The organism is Streptomyces aurantiacus JA 4570 (assembly GCF_000414115.1).
Taxonomy (GTDB): domain Bacteria; phylum Actinomycetota; class Actinomycetes; order Streptomycetales; family Streptomycetaceae; genus Streptomyces; species Streptomyces aurantiacus_A.
The window spans coordinates 1-11954 of sequence record NZ_AOPZ01000020.1 but is presented as its reverse complement, the minus strand read 5'-3'; the positions used below and the strand labels follow the sequence as shown (position 1 = coordinate 11954).

The following is an 11954-nucleotide window of genomic DNA, read 5'->3' as shown; positions in this document are numbered from 1 at the left end:
GCCGTCGCTCCCCGCGCCCGCCGCCTGCTGCATGCGGTGCGCGTCGGCGAGCAGGTCCGCGTCGCCCTCGCGCACCTGGGCCTCGGCGGCGCGGCGCTGCTCGGCGAGCCGCTGCTCGACGGCGGCGAACCGGCGGGTGTCGAAGAGCCGGCCGAGGAGCTTGCCGCGGGCTTCCGCGTCGGCGCGCAGGAACCGCGCGAAGTCGCCCTGCGGCAACAGCACGACCTGGCAGAACTGCTCCTTGCTCATGCCGAGGAGCTGGGTGATCTCCTCACCGATCTCCTGGTGGGAGCGGCTCAGGTCCTTCCAGCCGCCTCCTCCTGGGCCGCCGCTGCCCGGCGCTCCGGTGCCGCCGCTGTCGGGGGCCTCCCCGCGGGCGTACTCGCGCAGCCAGCTCTGCGCCTTGTCCGTCGTGGTGCCCGTGCCGCGCTTCTTGGGGCGCGCCCAGGGCGGCTGCCGGGTGATCTCCAGGCGGCGTCCGGCCACGGTCAGTTCGAGCCGCACCTCCGTGCGCGTGTCCGGCCGGGCGTGGTCGCTGCGCAGCGTCGCGCCCTGGCCGCTGCCCTGGCGCGGTCCTGGCACGGAGCCGTACAGGGCGTAGCAGACGGCGTCCAGGACGGAGGTCTTGCCGGCGCCCGTGGGGCCGTGCAGCAGGAAGAGCCCGGCCGCCGACAGCTCGTCGAAGTCGATGTCCTGGGTGGTGCCGAACGGCCCGAACGCGGTGATCCGCAGCCGGTGCAGCCTCATCGGGCCACCTCGTGCACGGTCTCTTCCGTGCGGACGGCGTCGAACGCCTCGCGCAGCACGACGCGTTCGCGCTCGTCCGGGCCCGCGCCGCGCACATGGGTCACGAAGTCCTCCGCGATCTGCTGGTCGTCGCGGCCCTTGAGGCGCTGGGCGTACGACACGTCCGGGTCCTCGGGGGCGCGGTCGGGGTCGAAGACGAGGCTGAGGGTGTGCGGGAACCGCTCGGTGAGGCGGGCCATGGGCTCGTCCGGGCGGACCGGGTCCGTGAGGGTCGCCTCGACCCACGCCTGCTCGTGGCGGGCGAGGTCCGGGTCCGCAAGGAGGTCGTCGAGGGCGCCTCTGACGCGGGCGAGCGGCCGGGGCGCCGGGCAGTCGATCCGCTCGGCCGCCGTCAGCTCCCCGGCGGGGCCGAGTTCGATCAGCCACATGCTCTTGCGGTGGTCGGCCTCGGAGAAGGAGTACGCCAGCGGGGAGCCGCTGTAGCGCACGCGCTCGCCGATGACCTGGCTGCCGTGCAGGTGGCCGAGCGCCACATAGTCCACACCGTCGAAGACTCCGGCCGGCACGGAGGCGACGCCGCCGACCGTGATGTCCCGCTCGCTGTCGCTGGCCGCGCCGCCGGTCACGAAGGCGTGCGCGAGGACGACGGAGCGGGTGCCGCCGCCGCGCGCGGCGAGGTCGGCCCTGACCCGGTCCATGGCGGCGGCCAGGACCGTCTCGTGCCCGGCGCGCTCGACCCCGAACTCGTCCTTCACCAGGGCCGGTTCGAGATACGGCAGGCCGTAGAAGGCCACGTCCCCGTGGGCGTCGGTGAGCACCACGGGGTCCGCGCATCCGGCCGGGTCGGTGCGCAGGTGGATGCCCGCGCGGCCGATCAGCCCGGCGCCGACGCCGAGACGGCGTGCCGAGTCGTGGTTCCCGGAGATCATCACCGTGGGCACGCCGAGGTCCGCGAGCCGGTGCAGCGCGTCGTCGAACAGCTCGACCGCGGCGAGCGGGGGCACCGCCCTGTCGTACACGTCTCCCGAGACGACGACGGCGTCCACCGCGTGCTCGCGGGCGGTGGTGACGAGATGGCCGATGAACTCGGCCTGCGCGTCGAGCATGCTCACCCGGTGCAGCGCCCGGCCGAGATGCCAGTCGGAAGTGTGCAGAATTCTCAAGACGCCGCTCCGGCCCGCATGCTCGCTCTCCCCTCCTGTGCCCCGGATCGAGGACCGCCCCAGCACGGGCCCCGCCGACAGCACCCACCACGCTAGCGCCTGTCGGCACCTGCTCGATCACGAGCCTCAGTACGCGCCGGGCGACGACGGCGGTTGCGGGGACTCGGAGGCGGGCGGCTGCTCCTGTTCCGAGGGGGGTGACTGCGGCGCGGACGAGGCAGGCGACGAGGACGGCTCACCGGAAGACGGCTCACCGGAGGACGGGGAGGAAGAGGGGGACAAGGTCAGGGACGGGGACGGCGACGGCCGGTGCGCCGGCGGCTGCGTCTCCTTGTCGGCGGTGCCCGTGTCGCCCTTGTCGCGCTCGAACCATTCGCCGCTCTTCGGGTCGTACATGACGAACACGTTCACGACGTGGGCGGCGGGCGCCACGACCACGACGTTCGACGACCGGTATCCGGGCCACGCGTCGCCCGTCCGCTTCGGGGTGCTCTTCTGCGCGACGGGGGGCAGCAGCGGGTTTCCGCAGGCACAGCGCACGCGCGGCACGCCCCGGTCGTCGACGAGTACGGCCGTGCCGGCCTGTAGGACCGCCTGGTAACCGGTGGGGGCGCCGTCGCGGTAGCCGTGGTTGGTGACGCGGGTGTCCATGCGCAGCTGTGCGGGCGTGAGCGCCCGCAGGTACGCGGGGACGGCGGACGCGTCGATGTCGAGGACCGAGGCGAACGCCTTGTTCTTCGCCGGGTCCTTCTTGAGGGCGGCGACCTGCTTCTCCACGTCGCAGCTGCCGACCTTGCGTGTCCCGCCGTAGAGGCCGGGAGCGGCACCGTCGATGCCGCGGATCACGTTGGCCGACGCCGAGGAACTCGGCAGCGCGCTCGGGGGCGGCGGTGTGGAGTCCGAGTCGTCCCGGGCCGTCGACTCGGTGAAGGGGTCGGGGCCGGACTTCCCCGCTGGCTGGAGGAGGACCTCGCCGCCTGCTTCCGAGGAGTCGCCGGAGCCGTCGGGCCGGGTGAGGACGACGGTCAGCACCACGGCGGCCACGACGACCAGGGCGATGGCGGCCACCCGCGGCGCCGACTTCCACCAGGGGCGTTCCGGCTCCGGGCCCCCGCCGGGGCCCTCTTCCGGCCCGTTCGCCCCTCCGCCCGGGCCGCCGCCGCTCGGCGGACCGCCCGGCGGGCCCGACGGCCGGTCCCCGCCCGCCAGGGGCGTCGCACCGGGCGGGGTCGCACCCGGCTGAGTGGCGCCCGGCTGCGAAGGGCCCGAGAGCGGGCCCGAGGGGGGTCCTGTGGGGCGATCTGACGACGGCGGTTCGACGCTCACGAAGACTTCTTCCCTGCGTAGGGGACTGCGACGTGCGGGGGTCTGCGACGTGCGGGGGGCCTGCGACGTACGGATCTGCTGACGCTTTCCGCTGTTCTGCACGTCTTGTTCCGTTACGCGCCTATTGTGTGCGCCGATTCCCGAGGACCCGCAAGCCGACGCGAGCGGCCGACGCGGTCGGCCCTCCCGAGGGGCGGGCCGACGCGGGGCTGCTTAGCGTGACAACGTGAGTCACCAGACGCCGCCCGGTCGGGCGGGCACACAGCGCGCGCCGGGGAGCCGGCCGGCCCCCCACGGCTGGCCCCACGCCTTCGTCGCCGTGCTCGCCGCGCTGGTGGTCATGGCCGTCGTCGCCGCGCTCGGACTGTGGGCCGCGGGGGCCGCGGATCTGCCCGGCGGCGCGTTCCCCAGCGTGGTCGCCGCGGTCGTCGTCATGGCGGCCGGCGGCACCGTCGGGCTGTCCGGCGGCGCCGGGGCGATCGCCGAGACGAACGCGGGGCTCTCCGTGCTCCCCCTCTCGGTCACCCTCGCCGGAGCTCTGGTGATCGCCGCGGGATTCCTCAGGCCGCTGCGGCACCGGGCCGTCGCCGACACCAGGGAACTGGCCGGCTGGGCCGCCCGGATCGCGCTGCTGTGGGTCCTGTTCCTCGTGGGCCTCGGGCTGCTGGCCCGCCACCGGTTCACCATCGAGCTCGGGGAGGGGACCACGGCCGACATCGGTGACGTGCTGGGTGCCTCGCCCGAGGTCGGTTTCGAGACGGATGTGCCGCTGACCCTCGTGTTCGGCCTGCTGTGGCTGGCGGGCGTGCTCGCCGTGGCACTCCTGGTCTCGCGCGCGGCGCCGCTCCCCGCCCGCCTGGTGCGCTTCCAGGAGTCGGTACGTCCCGCGGCCTACGCCATGGTGGTCCTGCTGCTCGGGTACGTCGCCCTGGGGCTCGTCATCGGCGTGGTCGTGGCAGCGACGCGGGGGCATGCCGCGGAGACCTTCGCGGTGCTGCTCCTCGGGCTGCCCAACCTCGTCTGGCTCGCCTTCACCCTCGGGCTCGGCGCGTCCTGGGAAGGCCGCGTGGACGGGCCGTTCGGTCTGCCCATGCCGCGCGTGCTGGATGACGTGCTGCGTACGCCGAAGGACTCCACGCTCAGTCTGCGGACGCTCTCCGAACACGACGGCCGGGTGTGGTGGCTGCTGGTCGTCGCGGCGGTCATGGTCCTCGGGGCCGCGTTCTTGACGGCGGCACGCTCGCCGGCCCGGATGCGGGCCCGGCAGCACGCCGTGCACATGGCGGTGGCGCTGACCCTGACCGTCCTCGCCGTCTGCCTGCTCGCCCGCGTCTCCGCCAAGTACGGCCTGTCGCTCCTGGGCATCGGAGACCTCGGCGGCGGCCTGTCCGGCCTCGTGAAACTGCTGCCGCACCTCGGGCCCGCGCTGCTCCTCGCCGTGGCCTGGGGCCTGGTCAGCGGGTTCATCGGCGGCCTGCTCGCGCGGCGGGTCCACCGGCGCGGCGAGGTGGGGGACGACAGCCCCTAGCCCGGCAACCGCCGAAAGACCGGCAGCGCCCAGCGGGGCGGCTCCGGCGGCGCCCCCGGATCGGCGGAGGCACCCACCACCTGGACGTCCACCTGCGTGGGAGGGTGCCCCTGGGCACCACCCGTCACGGCGGCACGCAACGCCGCCGCGAACTCCAGGCAGGAGCCGTACCGGTCGTCCGGGCTCTTGGCCAACGCCTTCGCGAGGACACCGTCGAGGGCTCCGGGGATGCCGGGGCGCTGCTCGGTCAGGCGGGGCGGCTGGTCGTACTGATGGGCCCAGAGCAGCGCCATGTCGTCGTCGCGCCGGAAGGGCGGCCCGCCGGCCATGGTCTCGTGGACGACGCAGGCGAGGCTGTAGACATCGCACCTGCCGTCCACGGGGCGTCCCGAGATCTGCTCCGGCGCCACATAGTCGAGGGTCCCGACGAACTGGCCCACGGTCGTGAACCCGGTCAGCGAGAGGGACTTCTTCGTCAGGCCGAAGTCCGTGAGGTAGACGTGCTCCGGGTGGTCGCTGTCCGTGCCCTTGGCCACCAGGATGTTGCCGGGTTTGACGTCGCGGTGGACGAGGCCGTGGTCGTGGGCCGCGTCGAGCGCGGAGGCGACCTGCGCGGCGATGCGCAGAGCGGCTCCGACGGACAGCGGGCCCGAGCGGTCGAGCAGATGGCGCAGGTCGAGCCCCGGAACGTAGCGCATGGCGATGTAGAGCACGCCGTCGGTCTCGCCCGCCTCGAAGACCGGCACGATGTGCGGATGCTCGATCGCGGCGGCCACGCGCGACTCGTGCGTGAAGCGCCGCCGGAAGGTGTCGTTGCGTGCGAGCTCGGGGGCGAGCAGCTTCAGGGCGACGGTCCGGTCCAGGCGCAGGTCCTTGGCGCGATAGACGACGGCCATGCCGCCACGCCCGATCTCGCTCTCGACCCGGTATCCCGCGATCTGCTTCCCGACCAGCTCGGAGGGCCGCCCGGAGTGCGGACCGTGGCCCGACGGCGCGTCGCGCGGCGCGGTCCCCATCAGGCGTCACCGGGCCGGGCCGACGGGTCGGGGTCGACCGTGACCGGCGGGATACGGCGGGTGGGTTCTTCGCCGTACGGATCGGGGGCAGGGCCCGGATCCGGGACGGCCTCGACCACCTGCGTCGGCTCCGGAGCCCCGGTCCGCGCGCCGGCCGCCGGTCCGGCGTCCGTCGGCGCCCCCTCCGTACCGCCGCCGTGGACGCTCGGCCCGTCGTCCGCCGCGTACGTACTGAGCCGTGTCCCGTCGCAGTACACCCACCGCTCGTGTTCGGCGTCGTAGAGCCACACCGACTCGCCGTCCACGACCATGCCCACGCGCAGTCCGTGTGTCCGGCGGCGGAAGGACTCGCCGTCCGTCGCGCCGGCCGCCAGTTCCTCCGCCGCGCGCCGGTAGCGGGCCAGTGCGTCCTCGGACCTCGCCAGGAGCGGGCGCGGGTCCGCCGAACGGGCAAGCGGGCGGCCCGCGGCCGGGGGATCGCGCGGCACGGCGACCAGGAGGCGGCCGTCGACCCACGCCGACCAGCCGTTGGCGCAGACGATCCGGCCCCAGTCGCCGAGCCGGTCGACCAGCCGCACGGGCAGCAGCGCGTCGAGCGGCGTCGTCGGCCGCTGCGCGTCCGGCGCCTCCCAGGCAGGCAGCCCGTCCTGGGGGACCACATGTGTGGGGCGGAACTCCGCAGTGGTCATCAGGTCTCCAGCTCGCCGCTCGCTACTTCCGCATGACCGCGGGTTCGTGCCGTCGCAGCAGCCTGGCGAGCACGTATCCGAAGACGACCGAGAGGGCCACCAGCATGCCCATGTTGAGCAGCCAGACACCCGCGGAGTGCCGGAACAGCGGATCGGCCGTCAGCTCTCCCGGGACGATCCGGCCGAGGCCGATGGTTCCCGCCATCGCGCCCAGTGCCCACCGCGAGGGCACGAGCCACGCCAACTGCTCGACGCCGGGCACCCCGTGGAGCTTCAGGAGCGCGCCGCAGAACACCACCTGGACGATGGCGAGGAGCACGAGCAGCGGCATCGTCACCTCTTCCTTGCGCACCAGCGCCGAGACGAGCAGCCCCAGCATCATGGCCGTGAAGGCCAGCAGGGCCACCGCCGCGGTGATCTCGACCAGGGGCGACAGCAGCACCCCCTCGCCCGCGGGCGCGTTGAGGTCGACGCCGAGCAGGGCCACCAAAGTCAGCACGACGGCCTGCAGCACGGTGATGGTGCCGAGCACGACGACCTTGGACATCAGATACGCCGATCTGGAGAGCCCCACGGCCCGTTCACGCCGGTAGATGACGCGCTCCTTGACCAGTTCCCGCACGGCGTTGGCGGCGCCGGTCAGGACTCCGCCGACGCAGAGGATGAGCAGCGCGTTCATCGCCGTCTCCTGCGTCAGCCTGCTCCCGGCGAGGGCGCGGGCCATCGCGCCCATCACGAACGGCAGCGCGATCATGATCGCGAGGAACGTCCGGTCCGCACCGAGGGCGGCCGCGTACCGCCGCACCAGGGTGCGCAGTTGGGACCCCCAGCTCTGTGCCTTGGGCGGCGGCGCGAAGGCGGCCGCCGGACCCGCCCCGGCGCCCGGCGGGAGGTGCGGCTGCGCGGAGGAGTTGACGATGTACCGCTGGTGCAGCGGCGACTGCCGGTAGTCCCCCGCCCAGTCCCGGTCGCGGTCCCCCTCGAACGCCTCGAACGCCTCGGGCCACTGCTCGAAGCCGAAGAACGGGAGCGCGTCCCGCGGCGGGCCGTAGTAGGCGATCCTGCCGCCCGCCGCGAGCACGAGGAGCCGGTCGCACACGTCGAGGCTGAGCACGCTGTGCGTGACGACGATGACGGTCCGGCCGTCGTCGGCGAGGCCGCGCAGCATGTGCATGACCGAACGGTCCATGCCGGGGTCGAGCCCGGACGTCGGCTCGTCGAGGAAGAGCAGCGACGGCTTCGTCAGCAGTTCGAGGGCGACGCTCACGCGCTTGCGCTGTCCGCCGGAGAGGCTGTGGATGGGCTGGTCGACGCGCTGCTCCAGGCCGAGTTCGCGGATGACCTCGTCGACCCGGGCCCGGCGTTCCGCCTTCTCGGTGTCCTGGGGGAAGCGCAGCTCGGCGGCGTATCCGAGGGCGCGGCGCACGGTGAGCTGGGCGTGCAGGATGTCGTCCTGCGGTACGAGACCGATGCGCTGACGGAGTTCGGCGTAGTCGCGGTAGAGGTCGCGGCCGTCGTAGAGGACGGTGCCGTCGTCGGCGGGGCGCAGGCCGGTGAGGGCGTTGAGGAGGGTGGACTTCCCCGCGCCGCTGGGCCCGACGACGGCCAGCAGGCACTTCTCCCCGACGGGGAACGAGATCCGGTCCAGGAGCGTCTTGCGGCCCCGGTCGACGGCGACCGTCAGCTCCTGCACGTCGAGCGACACCTCGCCCGTGTCGACGTACTCCTGCAGCTGATCGCCGACGAGGCAGTACGCGCGGTGGCCGACGCCGACGATGTCACCGGGCATGACCGGGGCGCGGGCGACCGGCTGGCCGTTGAGGTAGGTGCCGTTGTGGCTGCCGAGGTCGACGATCTCGTACGTGCCGTCCGCGAGGACCCGCAGCTCGGCGTGGCGGCGTGAGACGACCAGGTCGTCGATGACCAGGTCGTTGTCGGCGGCGCGGCCGATGCGGACGGTGCGGGCGGGCAGCGGGCGCACGGTCGTCGGCTGCCGGAAGGTGCCGGTGGCCGAGGGCGCCCGGACGGCGGAGGGGCGCTCGGGAACGGCGGGCGCGGGAGGCGCGCGGCCGACGAGCACCGCGCGCGGGCCGTCCGCGGCGTTGCCGAAGTGGAGGACGCTGCCCGGTCCGACGCCGCACTCGTGGACGCGGCGCCCGTCGGCGTACGTGCCGTTGGTGCTGTGCTCGTCCTCGATCGTCCAGTGGTCGAGCTCGGCGTGGAGGACCGCGTGGTGCCAGGAGACGCGTGCGTCGTCGATGACGATGTCGCTCAGTGGGTCGCGGCCGACGTGATAGTCCCGGCTCGGACTCATCACCGTGGAGCCGGTGTCGGTCTCGAGGACGAGTTCGGGCGCAGTCGGCGTCACGGGCCGCTCTCCCATGCCTGAATTCTACCTATTCGCACGCATTCACGCCTGGGGTCGTCGGGCATGCCTCGGGCGGGCCGGGCCGCCGGGCCGCCCGGCCCGCCCCGGCGTCAGGCGTCCCCGTACGCCTCTCCCCCGAGCTCGAACGCCGCGCTGCCCGCGGTGGCGTCCGCGAGCCACGCCTTGAAGACCTCGACGTCCGCGTCGGGAAGGCCGATCTCGATGGTCACCGCGTCCCCGTACCGCACGTCGCGCACCTCGCGCCCCGCCGACCGCAGGTCGTTCTGGACCTTGCCGGCGCGCTGGTGGTCGACGGTGACGGTGGCGAGCCGGAAGCGGCGGCGGGTGCGGGTGCCGAGCGCGTCGAGGGCCTCGCCGACCGCTCCTCCGTAGGCGCGGATCAGCCCGCCCGCGCCGAGCTTGACGCCTCCGTAGTAGCGGGTCACGACGGCGACGACGTACCGCATGTCGCGGCGCAGCAGCATCTGCAGCATGGGGACGCCCGCGGTGCCGCCCGGTTCGCCGTCGTCGCTCGCCTTCTGTACGGAGGCGTCGGCGCCGATGACGTACGCGAAGCAGTTGTGCGTGGCCGTCGGGTGCTCCTTGCGGACGCGGGCGACGAAGTCCTGGGCCTCCCGCTCGGTGGCGGCGGGCGCGAGCGCGCACAGGAAGCGCGAGCGGTTGACCTCGGTCTCGTGCACGCCCTCACGGGCCACTGTGCGGTACTCGTCCTGCATCAGGCCACCCTATGCGCTCGGCTCACCCGGTCCTTCGCCGCCGGCCGGGGCCTTCGGGACCGCGTGGCGCGAGCCGCCGGTACAGTGATCGACCGTGACGTCACCTTCGAAGTCCGTGGACGAAGTATCCGGTGGGACCGGCATATTGGGCGCGCTCCTGGCCGAGGAGCCCGTCTTCGTGGTCGAGACCCGCGAGGATCCGGCCGACGCCGTCCTGTTCCCTGAAGAGGCCGCGTACGTGGCGAAGGCCGTGCCGAAGCGGCAGCGCGAGTTCGCCACCGCGCGGCACTGCGCCCGCATCGCGCTCGCCCGCGTCGGTCTGCCGCCCGCGCCCATCCTGCGCGGCGACAAGGGCGAGCCGCTGTGGCCCGAGGACATCGTCGGCAGCATGACGCACTGCCTGGGCTACCGCGCCGCGGTCGTCGCCCGCCCCGCCGCCGTCATCTCGGTCGGCGTGGACGCGGAGCCCGCCGAGCCGCTGTCGGATCCCGGCGTCCTGGACCTGGTGAGCGACGAGACGGAGCGCGCGACGCTGGCCGCGCTCGCCGTCGAGCAGCCCGCCGTCCCGTGGGACCGGCTGCTGTTCAGCGCCAAGGAGAGCGTCTACAAGGCGTGGTTCCCGCTCGCCAAGCGCTGGCTCGGCTTCGAGGAGGCGCACCTGGACATCCACGCCGACGGCACGTTCACGGCCAAGCTCCTGGTGGAGGGTCCGGTCGTCGCGGGCTCCGAGCTCACCGGCTTCTCCGGTACGTGGCTGGTACGGGACGGGGTCCTCGTGACGGCGATCGTGCTGCGGGCGGAGTAGGGCCGCCCGTCCGGGGGCGAGCACCCCGACGGCGCCCGGCCGCACGGCGGTTCACGCCAGCCCGGCCAGGCTCCCCCAGAACATCTCCTCGTAGTCCTGGAGCAGCCGCCCCTGCCGCAGTGCCGTCGGGGGCGTGACGCGCTCCCGGTCGATGCCCTCCTGGAGCGCGGCCAGGCCCGCGCGGTCGAGGTCCGGCGCGGGCCCGGCGAAGAAGTCGAAGAAGCCGCAGGCATCCGCGGAGAAGCCGTACCGCGCGCGCAGCGCCTCCGCGAGCATCGCGCAGTAGCCGCCCCACGCCGCGAAGTTGGCGGTCAGCGCGAGCACCGCGTCGGCGGGTTCGGCGTTCAGGGCCAGCCACGCGACGTACGCGGGATATGCCTGACAGCCCGCCATCGGGACGTACGCGGCCGCCTGCTCCGCGCTCACCTCGCACGCCGCGAGCAGCGGGCCGAGCCGGTCGAGCGCCACCGTCTCCCCCTCGGCGAGCGCGCCGAAGAAGGCGGCGCACGCGGGCATGCCCGTGTCGCCGGAGCGGGCGGCCAGGTGCAGGAAGGAGCGGCGGTCGGCCGGGATGATCCGGCACTGCTCCAGGGCCAGCGCGGCGAGCGCGCGCCGGTCGGCCCGGCCGTCCGCGACGAGCGGGACCAAGGGGTTGGTGTGCGGCTTCGGGGCGAGTCGCGCGGTCGCGTCCTCCAGCAGTCCGTGTGCCGTGCTGTCCAGCCGTTCGCGGGGCGTCGGTGTCATGAGGGCAGCCTTTCCACGCGCGTCCACACCTACCGAACCTTTCGGTCCTTTTTGGTCGGGATGCTTCGGATGTTAGTTTCTACAGTGCTGTAGAAACTGGCTGGCAACAACTGATGGAGTTTTTCCATGGCCCTGTGGGACCGCTTGAAGGAATCCGCGTCGACGATGCAGGCGCAGCTGACGGCGAAGAAGAACGACCTCACGAGCGGGGCCTTCCGCGACGCCTCCATGGCGATGTGCGCGCTCGTCGCGGCCGCCGACGGCACCGTGGACGCGGCGGAGCGGCAGCGGGTGGCGCAGCTCATCGCGACGAACGAGGTGCTGCGGAACTTCGACGCGGACGACCTGCGGCGCCGCTTCGACGCCAACGTGGACAAGCTGACGGCCGACTTCGCGTTCGGCAAGGTGAGCGTGTTGCAGGAGGTGGCGAAGGCCAAGAAGAAGCCGGCCGAAGCGCGCGCGGTGATCCAGATCGGCATCGTCATCGGCGGCGCCGACGGCGACTTCGACAAGGACGAGCAGGCCGTGGTGCGCGAGGCGTGCTTCGCGCTGGACCTGCCGCCGCACGAGTTCGACCTCTGAGGGCTCACGCCACATCGCGGGGGATTTGACGGCTCACGCCTCATCGCGAGGCAGCCGTCACGCCTCACGGCGGGCCGCCCTCACAGCGGGGTGGCCGCCCGCAGGACGAGCACCATCGTCACCGTCGCGTTCGCCGAGGACATCGCGGACACGGCGGTGCCGCACGCCGCGCCCCAGAGCGCCAGGCCCACCGACGTGAACAGCGAGGGCCGGGTGCGGGCGGCGGGCGCCGGGGCGAGCAGGGCCGCG

At 73.6% G+C, this 11954-nt stretch carries 11 protein-coding genes and 1 pseudogene; 3 read left to right on the top strand and 9 right to left on the bottom strand.

What is annotated here, in order from left to right; translation table 11 throughout:
- From STRAU_RS03180 to STRAU_RS03170, 3 genes are all read right to left on the bottom strand, one after another.
- Positions 1 to 747, bottom strand: a 747-nt coding sequence (locus STRAU_RS03180) for an AAA family ATPase (RefSeq protein WP_037657265.1), incomplete at its 3' end; no start/stop codon positions are given.
- Positions 744 to 1910 carry an exonuclease SbcCD subunit D gene (locus STRAU_RS03175; RefSeq protein ID WP_016638787.1) on the bottom strand — a complete coding sequence of 389 codons (1167 nt, stop codon included), beginning with the start codon at positions 1908 to 1910 and terminating at the stop codon, positions 744 to 746. The genes STRAU_RS03180 and STRAU_RS03175, both read right to left, overlap by 4 nt.
- Before the next feature lie 126 nt (positions 1911 to 2036).
- The gene (locus tag STRAU_RS03170) at positions 2037 to 3236 is read right to left on the bottom strand and encodes a DUF6777 domain-containing protein (protein ID WP_063890318.1); all 1200 of its coding nucleotides are present in this window, start codon (positions 3234 to 3236) and stop codon (positions 2037 to 2039) included.
- A gap of 226 nt (positions 3237 to 3462) precedes the next feature.
- On the opposite strand from STRAU_RS03170, the gene STRAU_RS03165 reads away from it, so the two are divergent.
- On the top strand, positions 3463 to 4764 hold the full coding sequence (locus STRAU_RS03165; RefSeq protein ID WP_037657263.1) for a streptophobe family protein: 1302 nt from the start codon (positions 3463 to 3465) through the stop codon (positions 4762 to 4764).
- Here the strand turns inward: STRAU_RS03165 and STRAU_RS03160 are convergent.
- From STRAU_RS03160 to STRAU_RS03145, 4 genes are all read right to left on the bottom strand, one after another.
- Entirely contained in the window at positions 4761 to 5780 is a 1020-nt protein-coding gene (locus STRAU_RS03160; RefSeq protein WP_016638783.1) for a serine/threonine-protein kinase, read from the bottom strand. The genes STRAU_RS03165 and STRAU_RS03160 overlap by 4 nt on opposite strands.
- Complete coding sequence (locus STRAU_RS03155; protein ID WP_037657261.1) at positions 5780 to 6469, bottom strand: hypothetical protein; 690 nt, start codon at positions 6467 to 6469, stop codon at positions 5780 to 5782. The genes STRAU_RS03160 and STRAU_RS03155 overlap by 1 nt, the downstream gene beginning before the upstream one ends.
- A gap of 22 nt (positions 6470 to 6491) precedes the next feature.
- On the bottom strand, positions 6492 to 8852 hold the full coding sequence (locus STRAU_RS03150) for an FHA domain-containing protein (RefSeq protein ID WP_037657259.1): 2361 nt from the start codon (positions 8850 to 8852) through the stop codon (positions 6492 to 6494).
- Between the two features lie 95 nt (positions 8853 to 8947).
- The gene (locus STRAU_RS03145) at positions 8948 to 9574 is read right to left on the bottom strand and encodes a YigZ family protein (protein WP_016638780.1); all 627 of its coding nucleotides are present in this window, start codon (positions 9572 to 9574) and stop codon (positions 8948 to 8950) included.
- Positions 9575 to 9719: 145 nt separating this feature from the next.
- Between STRAU_RS03145 and STRAU_RS03140 the strand changes: the two genes are divergently transcribed.
- Positions 9720 to 10379 (top strand): 4'-phosphopantetheinyl transferase family protein, encoded by a 660-nt coding sequence (locus STRAU_RS03140; RefSeq protein ID WP_016638779.1) that lies wholly within the window; start codon positions 9720 to 9722, stop codon positions 10377 to 10379.
- A gap of 51 nt (positions 10380 to 10430) precedes the next feature.
- Here STRAU_RS03140 and STRAU_RS03135 read toward each other — a convergent pair whose 3' ends face one another.
- Positions 10431 to 11123, bottom strand: a complete 693-nt coding sequence (locus STRAU_RS03135) for a hypothetical protein (RefSeq protein ID WP_016638778.1) — start codon at positions 11121 to 11123, stop codon at positions 10431 to 10433.
- A gap of 126 nt (positions 11124 to 11249) precedes the next feature.
- Here STRAU_RS03135 and STRAU_RS03130 point away from each other — a divergent pair, with 126 nt between their 5' ends.
- On the top strand, positions 11250 to 11705 hold the full coding sequence (locus STRAU_RS03130; protein ID WP_016638777.1) for a tellurite resistance TerB family protein: 456 nt from the start codon (positions 11250 to 11252) through the stop codon (positions 11703 to 11705).
- 80 nt (positions 11706 to 11785) lie between these two features.
- Here STRAU_RS03130 and STRAU_RS43410 read toward each other — a convergent pair.
- A pseudogene (locus STRAU_RS43410) lies at positions 11786 to 11954 on the bottom strand (M56 family peptidase); the annotation flags it as partial.

Excerpts from the sequence above, each read along its gene's own strand:
- STRAU_RS03160 (WP_016638783.1), bottom strand. The coding sequence starts at position 5,780 with ATGGGGACCGCGCCGCGCGACGCGCCGTCGGGCCACGGTCCGCACTCC.
- STRAU_RS03155 (WP_037657261.1), bottom strand. The coding sequence starts at position 6,469 with ATGACCACTGCGGAGTTCCGCCCCACACATGTGGTCCCCCAGGACGGG.
- STRAU_RS03150 (WP_037657259.1), bottom strand. The coding sequence starts at position 8,852 with ATGGGAGAGCGGCCCGTGACGCCGACTGCGCCCGAACTCGTCCTCGAG.
- STRAU_RS03145 (WP_016638780.1), bottom strand. The coding sequence starts at position 9,574 with ATGCAGGACGAGTACCGCACAGTGGCCCGTGAGGGCGTGCACGAGACC.
- STRAU_RS03135 (WP_016638778.1), bottom strand. The coding sequence starts at position 11,123 with ATGACACCGACGCCCCGCGAACGGCTGGACAGCACGGCACACGGACTG.
- STRAU_RS03130 (WP_016638777.1), top strand. The coding sequence starts at position 11,250 with ATGGCCCTGTGGGACCGCTTGAAGGAATCCGCGTCGACGATGCAGGCG.